The 21,089-nt window shown below is 60.7% G+C and carries 18 protein-coding genes and 1 pseudogene; 11 read left to right on the top strand and 8 right to left on the bottom strand.

The annotated features are described in order from the left end of the window. Positions 1–112 precede the first annotated feature (112 nt). A complete protein-coding gene (locus LB533_RS26565) occupies positions 113–520 on the bottom strand; it encodes a hypothetical protein (RefSeq protein ID WP_224678599.1) in 408 nt (135 codons plus the stop codon). Positions 521–1,514: 994 nt separating this feature from the next. Here LB533_RS26565 and LB533_RS26560 point away from each other — a divergent pair. Beyond that, positions 1,515–2,486: a glycosyltransferase family 25 protein gene (locus LB533_RS26560; RefSeq protein ID WP_318012510.1), complete on the top strand. Its 972-nt coding sequence runs from the start codon at positions 1,515–1,517 to the stop codon at positions 2,484–2,486. Here LB533_RS26560 and LB533_RS26555 read toward each other — a convergent pair. Beyond that, positions 2,468–2,700 (bottom strand): annotated as a pseudogene (locus tag LB533_RS26555) (glycosyl hydrolase 108 family protein); the annotation flags it as partial. The gene LB533_RS26560 and the pseudogene LB533_RS26555 overlap by 19 nt on opposite strands. Positions 2,701–2,810: 110 nt before the next feature. Here LB533_RS26555 and LB533_RS26550 point away from each other — a divergent pair. The 8 genes from LB533_RS26550 to LB533_RS26515 all read left to right on the top strand — a co-directional run bounded on the left by LB533_RS26550 (position 2,811) and on the right by LB533_RS26515 (position 10,325). Next, the gene (locus LB533_RS26550; RefSeq protein ID WP_224678597.1) at positions 2,811–3,002 is read left to right on the top strand and encodes a hypothetical protein; all 192 of its coding nucleotides are present in this window, start codon (positions 2,811–2,813) and stop codon (positions 3,000–3,002) included. A gap of 98 nt (positions 3,003–3,100) precedes the next feature. Beyond that, complete coding sequence (locus LB533_RS26545) at positions 3,101–3,391, top strand: DUF982 domain-containing protein (RefSeq protein ID WP_224678596.1); 291 nt, start codon at positions 3,101–3,103, stop codon at positions 3,389–3,391. A gap of 672 nt (positions 3,392–4,063) precedes the next feature. Then, positions 4,064–4,732, top strand: a complete 669-nt coding sequence (locus LB533_RS26540; RefSeq protein ID WP_224678595.1) for a helix-turn-helix domain-containing protein — start codon at positions 4,064–4,066, stop codon at positions 4,730–4,732. A 128-nt stretch (positions 4,733–4,860) separates the two neighbouring features. Beyond that, the gene (locus LB533_RS26535; protein WP_224678594.1) at positions 4,861–6,408 is read left to right on the top strand and encodes an ABC transporter substrate-binding protein; all 1,548 of its coding nucleotides are present in this window, start codon (positions 4,861–4,863) and stop codon (positions 6,406–6,408) included. A 17-nt stretch (positions 6,409–6,425) separates the two neighbouring features. Next, complete coding sequence (locus tag LB533_RS26530) at positions 6,426–7,442, top strand: ABC transporter permease (RefSeq protein WP_224678593.1); 1,017 nt, start codon at positions 6,426–6,428, stop codon at positions 7,440–7,442. Continuing rightward, positions 7,442–8,326: a D,D-dipeptide ABC transporter permease gene (ddpC, locus tag LB533_RS26525; protein ID WP_224678592.1), complete on the top strand. Its 885-nt coding sequence runs from the start codon at positions 7,442–7,444 to the stop codon at positions 8,324–8,326. Before LB533_RS26530 ends, ddpC begins: the two co-directional genes overlap by 1 nt. Then, complete coding sequence (locus LB533_RS26520) at positions 8,323–9,318, top strand: ABC transporter ATP-binding protein (protein WP_224678591.1); 996 nt, start codon at positions 8,323–8,325, stop codon at positions 9,316–9,318. The genes ddpC and LB533_RS26520 overlap by 4 nt, the downstream gene beginning before the upstream one ends. Next, entirely contained in the window at positions 9,315–10,325 is a 1,011-nt protein-coding gene (locus LB533_RS26515; protein WP_224678590.1) for an oligopeptide/dipeptide ABC transporter ATP-binding protein, read from the top strand. The genes LB533_RS26520 and LB533_RS26515 overlap by 4 nt, the downstream gene beginning before the upstream one ends. On the opposite strand, the gene LB533_RS26510 is transcribed toward LB533_RS26515, so the two are convergent. Continuing rightward, entirely contained in the window at positions 10,322–11,791 is a 1,470-nt protein-coding gene (locus LB533_RS26510) for a M81 family metallopeptidase (RefSeq protein ID WP_224678589.1), read from the bottom strand. The genes LB533_RS26515 and LB533_RS26510 overlap by 4 nt on opposite strands. Before the next feature lie 148 nt (positions 11,792–11,939). Here LB533_RS26510 and LB533_RS26505 point away from each other — a divergent pair, with 148 nt between their 5' ends. After that, on the top strand, positions 11,940–13,199 hold the full coding sequence (locus LB533_RS26505; RefSeq protein ID WP_224678588.1) for an amino acid deaminase: 1,260 nt from the start codon (positions 11,940–11,942) through the stop codon (positions 13,197–13,199). A gap of 139 nt (positions 13,200–13,338) precedes the next feature. On the opposite strand, the gene LB533_RS26500 is transcribed toward LB533_RS26505, so the two are convergent. From LB533_RS26500 to LB533_RS26480, 5 genes are all read right to left on the bottom strand, one after another. Next, positions 13,339–14,136, bottom strand: a complete 798-nt coding sequence (locus LB533_RS26500) for a M55 family metallopeptidase (RefSeq protein ID WP_224678587.1) — start codon at positions 14,134–14,136, stop codon at positions 13,339–13,341. Between the two features lie 111 nt (positions 14,137–14,247). Next, positions 14,248–15,918, bottom strand: coding sequence for a serine hydrolase domain-containing protein (locus LB533_RS26495; protein WP_224678586.1), 1,671 nt, complete (start codon positions 15,916–15,918; stop codon positions 14,248–14,250). 17 nt (positions 15,919–15,935) lie between these two features. Beyond that, a complete protein-coding gene (locus tag LB533_RS26490) occupies positions 15,936–16,808 on the bottom strand; it encodes an ABC transporter permease (protein WP_224678585.1) in 873 nt (290 codons plus the stop codon). Then, positions 16,805–17,812, bottom strand: a complete 1,008-nt coding sequence (locus tag LB533_RS26485; protein WP_224678584.1) for an ABC transporter permease — start codon at positions 17,810–17,812, stop codon at positions 16,805–16,807. The genes LB533_RS26490 and LB533_RS26485 overlap by 4 nt, the downstream gene beginning before the upstream one ends. Positions 17,813–17,913: 101 nt before the next feature. After that, positions 17,914–19,848: an ABC transporter substrate-binding protein gene (locus LB533_RS26480; protein ID WP_224678583.1), complete on the bottom strand. Its 1,935-nt coding sequence runs from the start codon at positions 19,846–19,848 to the stop codon at positions 17,914–17,916. Positions 19,849–19,958: 110 nt separating this feature from the next. On the opposite strand from LB533_RS26480, the gene LB533_RS26475 reads away from it, so the two are divergent. Next, a complete protein-coding gene (locus tag LB533_RS26475) occupies positions 19,959–20,924 on the top strand; it encodes a LysR substrate-binding domain-containing protein (RefSeq protein WP_224678582.1) in 966 nt (321 codons plus the stop codon). Positions 20,925–21,089: the final 165 nt, after the last annotated feature.

Genomic DNA, 21,089 nt, shown 5'->3' with positions numbered 1-21,089 from the left:
CGTTCCACTAGCAACCGAATCGGCACTAGAGATCAGACTGCATTGAGAACCACACATAAGACGATTTATAAAGAGGTTAATCAAAATTCGGAATTACAGAAGTGAATATAAGCTAAGCTGAATATGTTCCGGACAGCATACACGCCCGATTACGTCTATATTTTTTGCTTGCCGGTACGACATCATGCCGTCGGCAGGGTTGGACAAAATGGAAGGGCGCGGGCGCGCCATGATCGTACAGATTATGAAGCGGCTCAGACCTGAGCGCGATACCATGAACAGCGACATGGAGGGCCTCGTCGATCCTGATCGCCTCGCCTTCGAAGATGAAGCTTTCCGCCTCGATCGACGCCGCCTCCCGGGCAAGCTCATGATAGCGGTCCGTCCAGTCGAAGCCGTTCTTGGTGTAGAAGCGAATGCCGTCGATGTCCTTGATCACTTCCGTGCGATAGCCGTCGAATTTGATTTCGTGGCACCACCCGTCCCCCTCGAGCGGCCGGTCGACAAGCTCTGGCTCCATTGGCCTGATGAACTTCAGCCGACCCCCGCCGGAAAGCTAACGCAATTGACAACCCACGTTACCGACGCGACTCAAGCCGCGACGCCCGTTTCAGTTCCGGAACATTTTAGCCAAATTGAATGTTTGAAAGGTTGAGGAGGCCGTTCATGCTGATCAAGGTTTGTCCGCTGTGCAATGGCGACGGCTTTGGCATCTCCCCGCCGCGAAGATCGACGACCGCTACGACCTTGCCAAAGCCACCATCATCTACGCCGACGGTTCGCGCGCGCCCGCCATGTGGGAGGGACCGCGCGGAACGTGTCGAACTCGTCGCCTACGAATTCTAATGCGCCATGTGCCAGGGGCTCGGGGAGTTCGAATGGAGACGCGGCAAGACCTTGGCGCCGCTTGCCGGCTCACGAAGCTAACCGCCCTTGTCCAGACCTTATTCACAAATGCCAAATTAACAATTGTTAACTCCGATGGCCCAAGGCATCTCGTGCTGGCTTATTTCATTGCGGAACTCCAACCCGCAGGCCGGCGTCCCTACGGCAGGTTGGTTACCCCACCCGCCCCCAAAGAGACGCCGGCCACCTAACCTCGATAGACGCCCCTTATATCGACCCTCGGTATTGGGTAGCCTCAACCCATAGAGCGAGCGCAATAGCTGGAGACCGCCCTTTTACCTCCCAGTCGCGGCCTCGATAGGGTCCGGCCGCAATCCACACTGTCTTAGAACGTTGATAGATTGTGATGCCTAGCGCACTCGCGCGGGCGCATAGCTCTGCGTGATTCCGATACATCCCCTATCGAGCTCCGTTGCTCCCTCATGATTGTGGAAGCAACAAACATGCCACGCTTGCGTGACAGAGGATCGCGGCGGCGGCTGTAAAATGCATTCTCATAAATTTCCTCCCTGAGAGATTGCGCGACACAACATCGTTCAAAGGAAAACGTTCCAGGGCCGGGCTTTGGTCGGATCGGCGCAGGACCTAAGTCCAATTCTAGATGAGCAGTGGTCTTGCCAGGCACGCCGCCCCGAGCCTGTCACCCAGCAGCACACCAGCAATGCTCTGGACTAAACGTAAAACACCCTTGTTGTTCTATAAGCAATGACATAGCAGTCGCGCTCATATATACAATAGCCGGGGGGCTTTTCGTGAAATCATATGTAATTAACCTAGACCGGAGCCCGGCTAGGTGGGATCGGATATGTCAACGCTTCACGTCGATTCGTTTGGAGTTTCAAGGAATTCCAGCTGTGGATGGAAGTTTGCTTCACTACGATGACGTGATGGCGATATATCAGCCCATCCCTAACGCGGCCACGCTGACGTCGGGGGAAGTTGGCTGCTTTCTGAGCCATCGCAATTGCTGGTCGGAGATAGCCTTGGGGCAAGAGCCATTTGGCTGCGTTTTTGAGGATGATGTAATCATCTCCTCACATTTACCTCAATTCATAGGGGACGACACTACTTGGATACCGGCCGACGCCGACATTGTCAAAATAGAGACGGTCCTGGGGAGGGTGTGGCTGGACCGCGTGGTTTCTATGTTACCCGGCAATTTCCGCCTTACCCTCCTGCGCAGCCTGCACTTCGGGACGGCTGGATACATCATCTCGAAATCTGCTGCAAAGCGGCTGTTAAAACTTACCGAGCGATTTTCCGATCCGGTAGACCATGTGATGTTTAACCCTGCCTTTGGCGTAGCCCGAGGCCTGAAAACGTATCAAATACTGCCTGCGCTCTGCGTTCAGTCGTACCATCTGTATCCAGAAGGATCTGATTTGGTCGACTCGCGCGCACTTACACAACACAGCACGGTTCGATTCCCCGACAATTTGGAAAACATGCCCTGGTTGAAACGGAAAACAAAATCGGCACTCCGTCGCATATGGCGGTTCGTGCGCCCGACATCGGAGAACCGAAATTCCCTTCGCCGACGACCCAAGCAGGGCGTGACCCGAACCACGGCGTCCCAATAAAAGCGCCGATAGACAGTTGCAATCTGAGCATCGCTGGTCTTCCTGAGATCGGCCTTCATGGCGTCCGCCTTCACATAGCGGCGGAAACCAGTGTGACGCCCTTCATGGTGGCGCCGCCCTTGTCGAGTGGGTTATCGCTCCATCCACCTTCGGATTTGAGGACGAGCGCAAGCGCCCGCTGGAAATTGCGGTCCCTGGACTTTCCTTTCCACAGGGAACCTTTCGCGCCAACGTGAGTTTCTGGGCGCGGTCGGGAGGGGGAAGGTTTGGAAATCTTCCAGAAAATTGAGGCGTTCATCGACGCGCCGGACGCGGACAGGATTGATGAAGCAAAGCGTTTGCTCGCAGGCTTCAGAATCAGAAACGACAATCAAAGCGATCGATGACTTCCTGCTGGATTTCATGACACTGGTTTTTGTCGTCGAGTCCGGCGAAGAGGAGTTTCAGGGTTCTGTACGCAAGCTGGCCCGGCTCAAGCTCAAAAAACTTAAGCGGATAGCGACCATCCTTGCGTGAGGTTCGGCGGGTACCCCGGTTGGATATCTGTCAGGCGCGCTGCAACCGTCTTACTGTTTGCGCGTTGTGGTGGCCAACCTCACTGGAGATTTTCACCGATGGCCGACAAGCGCTTCTCGCAGCCTGTATCAATATTCGTTGGGATGGGTTTCGCGTTTGATATTCATTCGGTGATAGAGGCGTGCCGAGTTCTTGATGAGTGGACCGGCAGCCGGAGTCCGAGCTACGCCGCAACGCTCGCCGTTTGCCAGTCGGCGCTTCGCGGCGAGCGGGAGGTTGAGTCAGCGCGGATTGCTTTCGAAGCATTTGCCCGATCACGTGGAATTCTTGCTCCAGACGCGCTCGAGCTGGCTGCGGCCCGTGCAGCAGACGAGTGGCTGGCAGCTTGATGGACCAGCCGCAGGTCTGGTCGCACTGGTAGAACTCCGCCCAAGATAGACGCTTGCCGGAGTACGCACCGTCGTGGGCATTGTTGGTGCTCTAAGGTGTTCCGGCGGACGGCGCCGCGCCGACTAGCAGTGAGCTCCGGTGAGGCGACGTAAGGCGCAGCGGTGGCCTTGGATTGGACAACTGGTCTGTAGTCGTGCGGCGCTTGGATGGCGCCAATGAAGTCGAACAGCATCGCCGCTCCGGCTGGAACGCTCTTGTCCATGGGTCTTCCTTTTAGATGATGATTGGCTATGGTCGGCGCCGGGAGGGGCCGATGGGGAATATCAAAGTCAGGTTCACGGTCGAGACGATGCGCGACGGTGACGCGCAGCGATGCCCAGGCCGGCCGTTTTGATGAAGCGACGGAATGCCTTGGCCCGGTCAAGCCCGGGCTGGGAATGGACACGGGTGACGGAGTTCGTTCGTCAGCGGCAGGACGAACTGGATTCGGGCTGGGGATTAGCTCCGCCTTCCCACGCAAAGTGGCCCATGGCCTCTCTCGCGCAAGCGCCGGCAGCCAAGCAGAATTTTTCTGATCGGTCAAACCCCTTTCCTATGATAAAGACGGCGCCGCTTGCGAGTCGACTTTGTTGGGTCTCAACCCTAGACTGCCAATGTCGAAAGGGTCCGCCATGAGCGATTCGAAGCCAAGTCTGGGAGAATGCCTCAAAGTTTTGCGCCGGAAGCGGGGCTGGACACTGACGCAGGTCGCGCAGATGTCGCGTCTGGCCATTTCCACCCTTTCAAAGGTCGAGAACAACCAGATGTCGCTGACGTATGACAAGCTGCTGCAGCTTGCCCAAGGGCTCAAGGTAGACATAACCGAACTCTTCGGCGTGAGAAAAGCCAGCGTCTCTCCCATCGCACATGGCGCGCGTGCCGTCAGCCGGCTTGAGGACGGGCGGATCGTCGAAACCCCCAACTATGTCTATCGCTTTCTATGCACGGAGCTGTCGCGCAAGGAAATGATCCCCATGCTGGGAGCAATCACCCAGCAAAGCATCGAAACGTTTGGCGAACTCATCCGTCATCCCGGCCAGGAATTCACCTATGTACTCGAAGGCGAAGTGGAGCTGCACACCGACGTGTACGAGACGCTGAGGCTGAAAACAGGAGAGTCGGTCTACTTCGAAAGCACAATGGGTCACGCCTATGTCAGCGTCGGCGACACGCCGGCCCGGATCCTGTGCGTGTGCACGTCGGCATCCGGCCAGTCGGAGCAGACCCTCATCAGCGGCGCCAAAAACGTGCGCCCTCATGACGAGCGCGAGGCTGGCGAAGCGGAAATGACACTTGGCTAATTAGAAAAATCGGTTTCCTATCGGAAAAATCGGCTTGCCATCCGAAATGCGGGTGTTAGCGTGGCCGAAAGGCATCCCTCGGCCCGTCCCGTGAGAGATGCAAAACACAAGCTCGAGGGGAGCGCATCATGTTGTTACGTCACCTGCCGACTTTTGCGGCATTTGCCGCGTTGACAGCCTTGACCTTCGCGGGGCCGAGCTGGGCCACCGACAAGGATGTCCTGGTCATCGCCAAGGCCGAGGATCCGCCTACGGCTGACCCTGGCGTCGAGGTCAGCAACAACGGCTATACGCTGATCTTCCCGGCCTACGAGCGCCTGGTGAAATATGACGGCGCCAAGACCGAGGTCATTCCGGAGCTTGCCGAGAGCTGGACTACGGCGCCCGACAACCTCAGCTGGACCTTCAAGCTGGCGGCGGGACACATATTCGACGATGGTTCGCCGGTCGATGCCGCCGCGGTCAAATATTCATTCGACCGCGTAAAGAAGCTGGCGGCAGGCCCGGGCGACATGTTCCCGACTGTCAAGGATGTCGTCATTGTCGACCCGCGGACCGTGAAGTTCGAATTGTCGGCGCCATTTGCGCCGTTCCTGTCGGCGCTCGCCACTTCGGCCGGATCGATCGTCAATCCCAAGGCGCAAGAGCACGCGGTCAACGGCGACGACGCGAAGGCCTGGCTCGCCGAGCACAGCGCCGGCAGCGGCGCTTTCAAAATCTCGGGCTGGGAGCGCAACCAGCAGATCACGCTCGATCCCAATCTCCACTATGCCGGCAAGGCGCCGGCCTTCAAGCAGGTCATCTTCAAGATCGTACGCGAGATGTCGTCGCGCCGCCTGCAACTGGAGAACGGAGACGCCGACCTGATCGACCAGGTTCCGGTCGACCAGGCCGAGGCCATGAAATCAAGCGCGGGGGTGGTCATCGAGAGCAATCCCAGCCTCTATGTCGTCTATCTCTATTTGAACAACAAGAAACCGCCCTTCGACAATCCGAAGGTCCGTCAGGCCATATCCTATGCAGTCGACTACAAGGGGCTGGTCGACGGCGTCATGCAGGGCCAGGCCGAACAGATGCGCGGGGCTGTCCCGGACGGCATGTGGGGCCATGACCCGCAGGGCATGCAGTACAGCTACGAACTGGAGAAGGCCAAGCAGCTCCTTGCCGACGCCGGTGTTTCCAATCTGCACATCAGCTTCACCTATTCGCAGGCCGACTCCGCCTGGGAGCCGGTGGGGCTTGCGCTGCAGGCCTCGCTCGCCGAAATCGGCGTCACGATGGATATGAAGAATGTCGCCGACACGACCAAGCGCGAGCTGGTCGCCAAGGGTGACTACGACATCGCGACTGGCGCCTGGACGCCCGATTTCGCCGATCCGTTCATGTTCATGAACATCTGGTTCGACCCGACCAAGATGGGGGCCCCCGGCAACCGAGCCTTCTATGAAAACCCGAAAGTGACCGATTTGATCACCCAGGCGCTCGCGACCGTCGACCAGAAGAAGCGTGAGCAGCTCTATATCGACGCGCAGAAAATCACCAACGAGGATGCACCTTACGTCCTTCTGTTCCAGAAGAACGACATCTTCGCCATGCGATCCTCGGTGAAGGGGTACGTCTACAATCCGATGCTGATCCAGGTCTACAACATCGCCGATATGTCCAAGTCCGAATAGAAATCGGCGCCGAAGGCATGTCGCTTATTTCAACAATCCTTCGGCGCCTCGTCTTGCTGGTCTTCGTGGTGGCTGGCGTCGCGGTCATCACCTTCACGATTTCGCATTTGATCCCCGGCGATCCGGCGCAGCTGATCGCCGGGGACAAGGCTTCGGCCCAGACGTTGGCGCATGTGCGCCAGGAGCTTGGTCTGGACAAGCCCGTTGCCCAGCAGTTTGTCATCTACGTCAAGAAGCTCCTGTCGGGCGATCTCGGCCAGTCCTTGCGGACACGGCGCCCGGTGGCCGGCGATATTGCCCTGTTCCTGCCCGCCACGCTTGAGCTCGGCATCGCCGCGCTGGTGACGGCAATCATGATTGGCGTGCCGCTCGGCGTGCTTTCGGCAATCTACAAGGACGGACCGATCGACCAGGCGGCGCGTGTCGTGTCGGTCGCCGGCATTTCAATGCCGGTATTCTGGTTCGGGCTGGCGCTCATCCTCCTGTTTTATGTCAAGATACCGATCCTGCCGGGCAGCGGTCGCATCACGCTTGGCATCGCCGCGCCGCCGCGCATCACCGGCTTCTTCCTGGTCGACTCGCTTGTCGCCGGCGACCTGAAAGCCTTCTGGTCGTCGCTCTATCACCTCATCCTGCCGGCCTTTGTCCTCGCCTTCGCCAATCTCGGCATCATCACGCGCCAGATCCGGGCCTCGATGCTGGACGTCCTGCAGGAGGATTATGTGCGCACCGCGCGGGCGAATGGTTTGTCGCGATCGGCGGTCATCCTGCGGCACGCCTTGCCCAATGCCCTGATCCCGTCGGTGACGCTGCTTGGCCTCGCCTTCGGTGATCTGCTCTACGGCGCGGTGCTGACCGAAACGATCTTCGCTTGGCCAGGCATGGGGAGTTATGTGGTGTCATCGATCCAGACGCTGGATTTTCCCGCGATCATGGGCTTCACCATTGTCGCTTCGCTGGGATACGTGCTGATCAATCTCGCGGTCGATCTGACCTATATGGTTCTCGACCCACAGATCAGGGAACTCGGCTGATGGCGGCGGATGGTATCGCTACATTGCCCCGGCCGGCATCGCGGCTTCGCGTGGGACGGTTTTGGTATCGCGTGAAGGGAAGTCCCCTCACTCTGATCGGCGCCGCAATCGCGCTGATGGTGCTGTTTGTGATCATGGCCGCGCCCCTGCTCGCACCCTACCCGCCCGACAAGATCTCACTTTCAGCAAGGCTTGCCGCGCCCAGCCTGCAGCACCTTTTCGGCACCGATGAAGTCGGGCGCGATCTGTTTTCGCGGGTGCTCTTCGGCGCGCGCGCGTCCTGCGGCATCGCCTTTGCCATCGTCATCATCTCGACCGTCATCGGCTCGATCATCGGCTGCCTGTCCGGCGTTATCGGCGGCATGGTCGATACCGCGATCATGCGATTGATGGATGTCTTCCTGGCGCTGCCGGCACTCATCCTCGCCATGGCGCTGGCCGCCGCGTTGGGACCGAGCCTGTTCAACGCTATGCTGGCCGTCGCCGTGGTGCGGGTGCCCGCCTATGTGCGGCTGGCGCGTGGGCAGACGCTGTCGCTGCGCAACCGCACCTACGTGAAGGCATCGCGCAGCTTCGGAGCTTCGCCGGCCTATATGCTGCGCTGGCACATACTGCCTAACGCCCTGTCGCCCATCATCGTTCAGGCAACACTGGATCTTGGCGGCACCATCCTGACGGCCGCGGCTTTGAGCTTTATCGGCCTCGGCGCCCAGCCGCCAACGTCTGAATGGGGCTCCATGGTGTCGAGCGGGCGCAACTATTTCCTCGACCAGTGGTGGTATGTCACCTTTCCCGGCCTGGCCATTCTGATCAGCGCGATGGGTTTCAACCTGCTGGGCGACGGATTGCGCGACATGCTCGATCCCAGGCTGGGTGGCCGATGACCGAACCGTCCGGCGATGTCCTGCTCGAAATCTCCGACCTTTCGCTCGAGTTCCGCACCTATCGCGGGCCGATCAAGGCGCTGAACGGGGTCAGCCTCAATGTCCGTGCCGGCGAGATCGTCGGCATCGTGGGAGAATCCGGGTGCGGCAAATCGGTGACCATGATGGCGGCGACGCGGCTTTTGCCCAAAGGCAGCGCGCACATTACCGGCGGCGGCATCCGTCTGTTCGGCAAGGATCCGATGAAGCTCAGCGAGCGTGAACTCCAGCATGTGCGCGGGCGGCTGGTGTCGACCATCTTCCAGGAGCCGATGAACGCCCTCAACCCAACCCGACGGATCGGCGAGCAGATCGTCGAAGTCATCCGCCGTCACCAGCGTCTCGACAACGCGGCCGCGACGGGCAAAGCCTCGGGCCTGTTGCGCGACATGCTGATCAGCGAGCCGGAACGGATCATGCAGGCCTATCCGTTCGAGCTTTCCGGAGGCATGCGACAGCGCGTGCTGATCGCGATGGCCTTCTCATGCGAACCCAAGCTCATTATCGCCGACGAGCCGACGACGGCCCTCGATGTGACGGTGCAGGCGCTGATCCTGGGCCTCATCAAACACAAGGCGATGAGCACGGGAACGGCCGTTGTTTTGATATCGCATGACATGGCCGTGGTGTCGCAGCTTTGCGACCGGCTCTACGTGCTTTACGCCGGACGGGTCGCGGAAGCCGGAAGGACCGCGTCTGTGCTGGCAGCGCCAGCCCATCCCTATACGCGCGCCTTGATACGCTGCCTGCCGGGGCTGGCGGCACCCAAGCAACCGCTGGAACAGATCCCCGGCACCTTGCCCGACCTGCTTGACCCGCCTGCCGGCTGCCTCTTTCGGGCGCGCTGCCGCGAGGCGAATGATCGTTGCGTCTCGGTGCCGCCGCTGGCTGCCATGGAGCCCGCCCGCCGCGCCGCCTGCTGGCGCCGTATCGAGGAGACGCAAGCCGCGTGACCGAGCCTCCGCTCCTCTCCGTCGAAGATCTGGAAGTCCGCTACCGCGTCACCTCGGGCTGGTTCGGTGGCGCCGACGTCCATGCCGTCAACGGCGTGTCGTTCAGCGTCGCCGAAGGCGAGACGATCGGCATTGTCGGGGAATCCGGCTGCGGAAAGACCACGCTTGGACAGGCTATGCTCGGACTGACCGACATTTCCGCGGGTGCGATCAAACTCAGGGGAACTGAATGGGACCGTGCGCGGCGTACCCAATTGCAGATCATCTTCCAGGACCCCCAATCGTCGCTCGATCCGCGTCTTCCGGTCTGGCGCCTGATCACCGAACCTCTGCACATTCGCGGCGGCTACACCCGCAAACAACTGATCGAGCGCGCAACCGAACTGGCCGTCTCGGTCGGCTTGCGGCCGGAGCATGTCGATCGCTATCCACACGAGTTCTCGGGCGGCCAGCGCCAGCGCATCGCGATTGCCAGGGCGCTCGCCGTCGAACCGGCGCTGCTGGTCCTCGATGAGCCCACCTCGGCGCTGGACGTGTCGGTGCAGGCGCAGATCGTCAATCTGCTGCTGTCGCTGCAGGCGGAGCGCAAACTATCCTATGTGCTCATCTCGCATGACGTGTCGCTGGTGCGCCACGTGGCCGATTTTGTCGCCGTCATGTATCTCGGCCAGATCGTCGAAAAAGGCCCGATGCTCGACGTGCTTGACGCTCCCAGGCATCCCTATACCAAAACGCTCCTCGACGCCGTTCCGAGTTTCGATCGTCCACTGAACTCGATCGCACCGCGCGCCGGCGAATTGCCGAGCAACCGAACACTGCCGACCGGCTGCTTCTTCCGGGAGCGCTGCCCTTCCGCGACGACCGGCTGCGAACTGCCGCAGGTTCTGGTACCCGCCGACGGATTGCGAACAGTCCGCTGTCATCTGGTCACGCGCGCAAACGATATGGCGTTACCGCGCACGGCGCCGCAGCCGGTGTTTTCCGCCCCGAATGATGCGATTGCTTAAGCCGCGTCGGCCGCGAATGGGTCTTCCACTTTCGGCCAACAAGGCGTCTTGAGCTTTGTGTACGGGATCGCGGCGAAGTTGGGCTGCGTCGCACCAGGCGGGGCGCAGAACAGGATGCGCTTGGCGATGGGTGCGAAACCAGCCTGAAAATGGTAATTGGATTTGACGATGACGATGCGTCGCTCGCTTGGATTGAGACCGAGCGCAGTCATGCAGTCGGGGTGGAAGACCTGCGTGCGTACCGTGTTGATGATCAGGTCGATGCCGCCGTCGGTGGTGACCCATGCCGCATCCCCGAGCGGCCATGGCATGATGCCGAACAGCTGCGTCAACTCGCGGCCGAGGCCCTTTACTGTAACGCGCAGGTCGACAGGCATACCCGAGAACACGCCACACTTGCCGCCGACCCGCAGGTCTATGGTACCGCCGATCCCGGCCTCGACGCAGAAGCGATAGGCGATCGGGTCCCAGTACATGGCGCTGGCCACGTTCCCGATGCCACGCTCTATCAGCCGGCGCAGTATGTAGGTGGAGTCCCCCGGCGCGCCGCCGCCGGCATTGTCCGAAACATCCGCGATGACGACCGGCCCATGCGGCTCGGCGAGCGCGATATCGAGCGCCTCGTCGATGCCGAGGAATTTCGGGATCAGATCGTTACGCAATGCGAAAAGCTGTTTGCCGAACCTTTCGGCGGTCCGCTCGGCAAGCGATCTGTCATCGTCGGTGACGACCAGCATGCGGGCTCCGACATCCTCGACGTCGCCATGCGGAAAGCCATGTCCAAGCGACACTGACAGTATGCCTGGCTCGGCTTCGGCGGCGGTCATGCCATCAACGAAGCCGCGCATTGGCTGCTCCTGCACGCGGAAGGTGCTGATCATGCGGCAGTCGTAAAGCGCCATCACCGGTCTGACCTTCCCCTCCACCGTGTCGACGATAATGCGGTAGAGCTCTCCGGCCCGGTCCATGATGTCGGTGTGCGGATATTCCTTGTAGGCGACGATAGCGGTGGCGTTGTCGACCATCTTGCGGGTCGTGTGGCAGTGCAGATCGAGCTCTGCCCCGATCGGGATGTCGGGGCCGACGACAGCTCTGACACGCGCGAGAAGATCACCCTCCGTATCGTCATAGCCTTCCGCGACGAAAGCGCCATGCAGCGCCAGGAGCACGCAGTCCACCGGCATGGCGGTCTTGAGCTCGTCTAGGATCTCGTCGCGGAACTGCTCGTAGACATTGCGGATGGTTATGCCGCCGGGCTCGGCGCAGACGCACAGGCTTTCCACGATCTCGTGGCCGTCGGCTTCGCCGCGCTGACGCCACACAAACAGTTGGCAGGACGGCTCGTTCAATGGCTTCGAGGTGGCGTCGCCCCGCGCTATCCCCATTTCCTCGAAACTGTGGTAGCCGGTCGGGATGGGCGCGAACGTGTTGGTCTCGGTGTCCATGCCCGCTATGAAAATGCGCATTCTTTCGCCCTCAGTTCGTCTTTCGTTTAAGAAAAATCTTTTCTCATCATCAAACTATTATATAATTTCCGCAAGCACCTGGACCATGTAAGAGCTGCGCCAAGCCGCATTCACGTGGCTTCCGGGTGGCACAGAATCGGAAATTCACATGCATCTTCACCCGCTCGACGATCTGGTGCTGGACGAAACCACCAAGGCCATTCCGCCTGGTGTTGTGGTCTGTCTTCATGATGTCGGTTCGATGGGCTGGAACCTCCTGCGCGGTGATGTTCCGTTGCCAGCAGCGATCATCAGGGAATCCGCGCTCGACCACAATTCGCGTTGGATGCAGCGTTTCCTGGCGAAGCGCAACGCGATCATCGCGCCGCATGTCAAGACGACGATGTGCCCTCAGATCATGCAGAGGCAATTGCGCGAGGGCGCCTGGGGCGTGACCGTCGCAACGCTGCACCAGATGAAGGTTTGCCGTCGGTTCGGCATCGATCGCATCGTGCTCGCCAACCAGCTGGTCGGACGGCTGGAACTGGACGCTCTGGTTGCCGAGCTTAACGCTTCGCCCGGCCTCGACTTCTACATGCTGATCGACAGCCTCGATGCCGTGCGCCTGACGAGCGAGGCGGTCGGACGCGCTGGAACGGCCTCGCGGCCGATCCAGGTGCTGGTCGAGCGCGGCTATCCAGGCGGCCGGACCGGTTGCCGCGACAACGACACGGCGCTCAAGGTCGCGCGCGCCGCGTATGCCGCGCCGCAACTGCGGCTCTGCGGCGTCGAGGCTTTCGAGGGACTGATCAAGCCGAAGGACGGTGGCCCGGCACAGGCAGTCGCGGATTTCATCGACGAGATCGGCGCGCTCTACGAAGCATGCGCCGGCGATAACCTGTTCGAACGCGCGCCACCGATCGTGACGGCCGGCGGTTCGTCGTTCTACGACATCGTGCTCGATCGCCTCTCCGGCAGCGGTGCGCAGGTGATGACGCGAAGCGGCTGCTATGTCAGCCATGACAGTGGTGTCTACCAGGCAGAGCAGAAGCGCATCCTTGCCGCGACGGGCGAGAACGAAGGTCTGGTCAACGCGCTCGAGATCTGGACCCATGTCCAGTCCTGCCCGGAACCCGGGCTGGCGATCCTGACCGCCGGCAAGCGGGATTTCGGAACCGACTCCGGACTGCCGGTGCCGCTTCTCGTGTCGCGCGATGGTCGTTCGCCCGAAACTCTGGCGGGCTGTGAGATCTTCGCAAGCAACGACCAGCACGCTTATATGCGCGTTCCGGCGACAGTTTCGGTAAAAGTCGGCGATCGCATCGCACTGGGCGTGTCGCATCCCTGCACAACCTTCGACAAATGGCAGATACTCTTCCTGGTCAACGACGCTTATGAAATCGTCGGCGCGCTGAAGACCTACTTCTGATCGGAAGCCAGCGATGGCACCGCGATCATCGCGCCGTCGAAACGACTTCACTCTACTGTGACGACATGTCGGAACAGCCCGTCGACGATCGAACGGGCCGCGCTGGAAACAAGTCGATGTCATACTGGCGGGGGCTAGCTCATACTACAAACCGTATCGCGCGCTGGATATCGAAGAAATTGTCTGCCTCGAAGCGAAGCGTGCGCGCGGCGGGATGCTCGATGCCCGGGTACCAGCTTCCCCTGTAGGCCTCGACAGGCGTGGTGTATTCGATGATGAGCTCGAACCGGTCGGCCAGCTTCGGCAGGCATTTCGACAGATCACGCGAAAGCGAGGCCTCCACGGTCTCGCGTATGGCCCTGACTGAGCCTTGAGGCGAAAGGGACGACGTCGCCGGCCCAAAGCCTTCGCTGGTTGCAACGGTTGATATCTCGGGCACCAGCGCCCTCGCCTCGCCGCACATGCCGGCATCGCCAGACAGAAAGACCGAAGGCACGCCATAACGGGCGGCGCAGTGCGCGTTCAGCGTATATTCGGATGCCACCTCCCCGTTGATCAGCATCCTGGACACGGTGCCGGTGAGCGTGTGTGCCAGCGGATTCGTGTCGGTGCCCGCCTTGTTGTGGTAGCCGGTATAGAGAGCGGCATCGAAGGTGTCATCGATGCCGAACATCATCGCATCCGGATGGCCGCTCCAGCCGCGCACGATGCGGACATAGGCTGGAAGCTTGGACAGGATAAGGTTGCGTGCCGTCGAATGGGCGTCCTTGACGACGATCTCGGTCGCACCCGCCGCCTTAGCGCCTTCGCAGGCTGCGACCAGTTCGTCGGTCATGTATTCGCGGAACTCAGCATAGTCGGGATTGCCCTTGCGCGCCTCATCCCAATTGGTGATGCCAGCCGTGCCTTCGATATCGGCGCTGATAAAAACTTTCATGTGCTTGCCTTTCGATTTCAGAGAAAGTCGCCGCGCACGCCGCTTGAATGGCGTCCTGGCTCGTGCGGTGGAGGCGACCCGCGCAGCGATGGCTGCCCGGGCCGAAGCGTCTCAGGCTGCCATTTCAGCCCGCCGCCGCTCCAGGAACATGGGGCCGACGCGAATGCCACGGCGTCCATTGTCGTCGGCGGCGTCCAGCTCGAGAATCTCCTCCTCGTAGAGCAGCCCGTGCATGCGGAACCGGCCGGCATCCACCGGCTCGCAGGTGTGGGTGCAGAAATACTCGATCAGGCATTTCAGCTGGCCGTGGCTGTAGGTCAGATAGGTGATGTTGAAATCCGGTCCGTACTCGCCGAGGTGCGGCGCGATCTCCGGCGGCACCTTCTCGACAGGCAGACTATCGACGCGCGACCAGTTCGCCCCTTTCCAGGTCAGCTGGTTGGCCTTGGAGAAGGAGAGATTCATGTGCGCGTAGTCGGCGCCGCGACCGTAGATGCGTCCGTCGATGACGAAGTCGTTGCCCGAGACCGGGCGGATCTGCAGCGGCACGCCCTCCCCCATAAGATACAGCTTGCCGTCCTTGCTCTTCACCTCGACGACCTCGCCGCCCACCTCATGACGATACAGGCCGGGCAGGCGCGCGAACTGATCCTCCGTGATGGGCGGCGGGGTCTGGCTGCGCTCCGGCATGCGTCCCATACCGCGATCGGCAAGGGTGATACGAAGGCCATCGCCTGCGAGCCGAGAGGCTATCTGATTAGCGAAATCAAGCGTGGCGAAAATCAGAACGCCCAAACCGGCCCTGGGCAGGATCATCATCTGCGAAGCATACCCATAGACCGCGCCGCCATGCCCGACTGAGGTCCACCCGTCCATGTCGCCGACGCCGAAGCACAAACCATAGCCGTTCAGGTCCTTGTTGTGACCTTCGGGACGCTTGCCGATCGGGGTCCACATCTTGCGAAGCGACGCCGGACCGACGATGGAGTGGCCATTGGGCGCAAAACCGCCCCTCAAGAGGCATTGCGTATAATTGGCCATATCAGATGTGGTGGAGAAGATATTGCCGGCGGGCGACCCACCCAGATTGAAGACCGGCGCGGGGCTGTCCCCGTCCAGCGTCCACATGTCGGCCGGCGCCAGCCTTTCACGGATGCCGGGGGCCATGCCTGACGACGTGTCGTTCATGCCCAGCGGCTTCAGGATGTTCTCGGTGATGTAGTCGGAGTAGCTCTTTCGCGTCACCCGCTCGATCACCATGCCGACCACGGCAATGCCGGCATTGGAATAATGCATGATGCCGGCGCTGGGATCCTGCTTCAATGTGGATGTGGCAAGCTCGGCGACAGTGTCGGCCAGCGGCGGCTTGTGTGAATCCAGATAGTGTCCGCTCTTGGGTTCGCGCACGATCCCGGCGGTGTGGCTCATGAGCTTGCCCAGGCTGACATGCGAGCCGTGGGGTCCGCTTTCACGCCCGGCGAACGGATTGACCGGGTGAAAACCGGGCAGATACTCTGAGACATCAACATCAAGGTCGACCAGTCCCTTCTCCACGAGTTGCATGATGGCAACCGATGTGAAGGTCTTCGTGATCGAGCCGATGCGGAAACAGGTGTCATCCTTCATGTCGAAGTGGCGATCGTGCCGCTGTATGTGGCCGTGCGTCATGAGGCCGTCCCTGTCGACCAAGGCATAGGAGATCGACGGGATCGCCTTGTCCTCCACTTCGTGGCGGATAAGGTCTTCAAGAAGCTCGATGGCGTGGGGGGAAAGCGAAGACACGGGGATACTCCCTGATTTCAGTTTGTATGGCGGGGATCGAGAATGTCGCGCAGTGCGTCGCCGACCAGGTTCCATGCCAGCACGAACAGGAAGATCGCGGCTCCGGGGAAGGCGAGCGTGTACCAGTACTGGAACGGATTGCCGGGCTGGCCGACGATCCAGTTGCGCGCGTAGGCGATGAACTGCCCCCAATCGGCGTAGCCTTCCTCCGTGCCCACTCCGAGGAAGCTCAGGGCGGACGCGGTCAGCACCATCGAACCCGTGGCCATCGTAGCCAGAACCAGCACAGGGAAGAACGCATTGGGCAGGATGTGGAACACGATCAGCCTGAAGTCGCCGGCGCCGTAGCTTCTCGCCGCATTCACGAAATCCATCTCTCGGATCCGCAGGATTTCACTGCGCACCACGCGAGCATAACCCATCCATCCGAAAGTCGTCAGCGCGACGGTTATCGGTCCGAGCCCCTTGCCGAGCAGGGCGGTCAGCACCATGGCGGCGATGAGGAACGGAACCGCCATGAAGACGTCGACGATACGCATCAGCACTTCGTCCACGATGCCGCCGTAAAAGGCCGCGAGCGATCCGATGACCGTGCCGATCAGCACGGAGATGGCGACGACACCGAGGCCGATCTTGAATGCCGTGCGGGTGCCCCAGATCACGGCGTAGTAGATGTCGTACTGGCCTTCGGTTGTTCCGAAGATCGCCTCGGGCGAAGGGGGTTGCGGCGTTGCCAGAAAGCCCGCTCTCGGCGTGTCGTATACCGACATCTGGAATTCCTGTGGCGGCGCAAGTACCGGCGCGAAAATCGCGATCAGCACGAATGCCAGCAACAGCAGCACCCCGACCAGCGAGATCGGATTACGCTTCAGATAGCCAAGCGCTCTCATCGCGTCTTTACCCTCGGATCGAGCAGCGGATAGATCATGTCGACGACCAGGTTCAGCACCACGAGAACGACCGCGAAGTAGAGCCCGAAGCCCAGCACGGCCGGAAAATCCAGATTGGCGGCCGTCTTGGCCGCGAACTGGCCGAGGCCCGCATAGTCGAAGATGGTTTCGGTGATGACGACGCCACCCATCATGGCGGCGAGCTCCATTCCGGCGATCGTCGTGACCGGAAGCAGCGCGTTGCGCCTGGCATGACGCAGTTCCACCACGCGCCGGGGCATGCCCTTTGCGCGTGCCGTGCGGACATAATCCTGGCGAAGCGTTTCCAGCATCGACGTGCGCATGACACGCGTCATGTTGGCAAGATTGACGTAGGTCAGGGTGATGACGGGAGCAGCGAGATGCCTGAGCGAATCCCAGAAAATAGGCAGATCGCCGTTCAGCAGCGCGTCGATCGTGTTCGCGCCGGTGTAGCGGGTGAAGCCGGGCGAGGTGACGGCAGCCTGTGCCCACTGGCTGAGGCGCCCGGGCGGGAACCAGTCAAGGGCGGAGTAGAAGATCAGCAGCATCAGCAGTCCGAAGACATATACCGGGAATGACCAGCCCAGGATGGTGAAGATGCGGATCACATGGTCCGGCCAACGGTTGAGATGGATGCCTGCCCGCGAGCCCAGGTAGATGGCGAGCAGAAAGCCAGGAATGAACGCCAGCAGGACCAGTTCCAGCGTCGCAGGCAGAAGGGAAGCCAGCGCGTGAGCAACAGGCTGGCGCGCGGTCTCGGACCAGCCCAGATTGCCCGTCAGGATGTTGCCGATCCAGCGTCCGTATTGAATGTAGAAGGGATCGTTCAGACCATACTGCTCGATCATCCTGCGAATGCTGTCCTGGCCGCCCTTGAGGAAGTCCGGGGACGGCGCATACGCCGCCAGGCGCTGTGTCGGCGACAGCGACATCTGCAGCGCGAAAAGCATCAGCGACAGGGCGAAGAGAACGACGGGCAACATCAGGAGCCGCCGCAAAGCATAGTTCAGCACATCAGCATCCGCACCATGAGGAATAGCCGTTTCGCCGGGCGACGATGGCGCCCGGCGAAATCCGAAGCTCTTTAGTCGGCCTTCTTGGTGACGGGATAGAAATCCCAGGCGCCGTAGAGGATCATGTTGTGCACGTAGCCGTCGATGTTGCTGCGAGTGACGATGTAGCCGAAGTCCTCCCATAGGAACTGCGTGGTCGCATAGTCGTAGGACATTTCCTGCAGCTTGGCATAGATCGGCTCACGCACGGCGGGATCGCTCGAGGCCCAGGCCTGGTCGAGAAGCGGCTTGAACTTCTCCGTCATCAGGTCACGGTAGCCCTGGCCGAGCATGCCACCGACAAGACCGGTCGGGGACAGATAGTAGGTCGCCGCCCCCAACGGACCACCCGGGTCGGAATAGTCCGGTCCCCAACCCATGTAGGTGAGCGGCGAGGCAGGCTTTTCACGGTTGTTCAGCTTGTCCGAGATCGACGCCCATGGCAGCGACTGGATCTTCATCTTGAACTTCGGGTTGATCCGCTGCAGCCCCTGCTGGAGTGCGGAAAGTGCGGCCGTGCCTTGCGGCGTTCCTTCCTGCACATAGGCCGTGAAGGTGAAGCCGGTATCCCACAGCTTGCCGCCGAAAGCCTTCTTGAAGTGCTCCGCGGCCTTCGCCGGATCATAGCCGTAGATCGGCGAGTCGGCGCGATAGCCCATGATGCCGCGCACGGTAGGGCCGCGCGCCTGGACGGTCTTGCCGAGCAGGGCCTGTTTTATCAGCGCATCGTAGTTCTGCGCGTAGTTGAAGCCCTTGCGGACATCGATGTCGGAAAAGAAGTCCGGTGGGATGCCGTTGCCGTCCAGCTTGCCGCTGCCGATGGCGGGGTTGTCGGCGTCATCCAGCGGCCACGCGAAATAGAGGCCACGGCTGAACACCTTAGGCAGGCCGTCGACGACCTTGACACCGTCCGTCTTGCTGAGCTCGTCAAGGAACTCGACGGGCGTCGCCACGAAGTCGGCGTCGCCAGAGAGCAACTGCAGGCGACGCGTGGTCCATTCCGGAACCGTGCGCATGACCACGCGCTCGAGCGAGGCCTTGCCCATGAAGTAATTATCGAAACGCTTCAGCGTGATGCGGCGATCGGTGCGATCCCATTCGTCGAGCATGAACGGACCGGTCCCGTTTTCCTGGGCGAACAGCGGATCGTCACCGAGTTCGGGGCGATAGTACTTCTTCCAGGTGTCACCACTGCCATCCCAACCTCCGACGGAAGCGACCCATTCCTTGTCGACAATCGAAGCCCCGAACGGCAGCGCCAGCACGCCAAGCGTGGCGGGGAAGGATTTCGGCAGCTTCAGCGTGACATTGTCGCCCTCGACGGTGATCTGCGATGCGAGTTCATCGTATACCTTCCGTAGCGCTTCGGGGCTGGCATCCTTGATGTCCGGCACCTTGCCTTCGGCTTCGACCCATTTGGCGACGTCGCTGTATTTGCTTGCCGTCACCACCTCGGTGATGGCGTTCGACATCCAGGATTGGCCCATGAGGATCGCGCGCAGCAGTGAGTAACGCACGTCGTCGGGCGTGATCTCGCCATAACCTGGTTCAATCTTGGCCTTCTGCTGGGTGGTCAGTCCGTCATAGTACTGCCAGGTGATCTTGCCGTCGTCGCCTTTGATGCCGACTTTGTGGGCGTGCACGCCCTTGCGGATCGGGAATGTATAGCTGACCGAACCGTCGGCGTTCTGCTTGATCAGGCCGTTTTCCAGGCTAGGCACCTGCGACGATAGAGACGGCACGAATTCGGAGATCTGCGAGCCGTTATAATTCAACAAGCGGCTGTAGACGTTCAAAACACCATATGAGCTCGGCGTGTTTGCGATATAGGCCGGATCGAAGGACTGAACATCGTCAGTCCAGAGGAACACGAATGTCCCGGGATTCTTGGTCTCTGCCATCACCGGCGACGTAACGGCGCCAGCGCCGATGCAGAGTGCTAATGCCAAGGCACGTTTGATTTTCATGAAGCTGTTCCCACAATTGAGCCGACGTCTTTTTATCGTTGCGAGGAAAGCTAGGAGGAGGGTTGCGCCGCTGTCCAATGCATAGATAGGATCGGTTATGCGAATTGCGCATGAGGCCGATGATGGAACTGGCGTGGTTTGAAGATTTCCTCGAAATCGCCGCGACGCGGAATTTTTCCACGGCCGCAGCGTCGCGAAATATTTCTCAGCCGGCCTTCAGCCGCCGTATCAAGGCGCTTGAACAGTGGGTCGGCGCCGAACTCATCGACCGCAGCACCTATCCGGTGCACCTCACCAGCGCCGGAAACCTTTTCGTTCCGCGCTGCCAGGAAATGGTTCGCGACCTGTACCGATTACGGACCGACTGCCGCAACGCGGCCGGCGCCAGTTCACGGCTTCTGACTTTCGCCGCGCTTCATACGCTGGCAATCTATTTTTTCCCCAAGTGGATCAGCCATCCCGAAATGCCCAATGCGCCTGTTCGCAGCAGCATGCACACCGGCGATTTCCTGGAATGCGTTGAACACTTGTCGTCCGGCAAGTGCGACTTCGCCATCACTTACGATCATCCCGACGGCCCGCCCGTGCTGGAAGGCGGCCCTTTCGAATCGCTTCAAATCGGCAGGGATCGGCTCGTTCTGGTATCCGGCGTCGGTTCCACGGGAGCGCCGCTCTTCGATGTCGATGTGCCGGAGGGAACCAGAATCCCCTATCTCGCCTATTCCTGGAGCGACGGCTACCTAGGCAAGTTGATCTCGCTTATCCAGTCGCGCTGGCGGCGCCCGCTCAATCTCAGCATCGTCTACCAGTCATCGCTGGCTGAAGGACTGAAGCAGATGGCGATCGCCGGACAAGGCGTCGTCTGGTTGCCGCAGATCTGCGTCCAGAAATCGGTCGCGCAAGGTGAATTGGTTCAGATCGGCGGGCATCAGATGTCGCTGGAAATCGAGATCAGGATTTTCCGGCGCGCGGGAACGCGCAGCCGAGACGGCGAGGCGCTATGGAGGTACCTTTCGCGTACCGCGGAACAGGCGAGCGGACGCAATATGGCCGACCCCGCTCTGGCGATGCGCTAGCAATCCGCTACGAGGCCAGGTCATGCGAAATCCGATGGAGCGATGCGAATTTTGCATAACTTTGAAGGATTGGTCGCAAACGTCAATATTCGCCCGGCAGTCGATGCGCACGAAGCCCTCTGGGGATACCGTCAGCGCTGCGGTTGCGACCCACCAGCGCGTCCC

The organism is Mesorhizobium sp. BR1-1-13 (assembly GCF_020165515.1).
In the GTDB taxonomy this organism is placed as follows: domain Bacteria; phylum Pseudomonadota; class Alphaproteobacteria; order Rhizobiales; family Rhizobiaceae; genus Mesorhizobium.
Note: the sequence above shows the minus strand (reverse complement) of the source record. Positions and strands in the feature narration are given on the sequence as shown.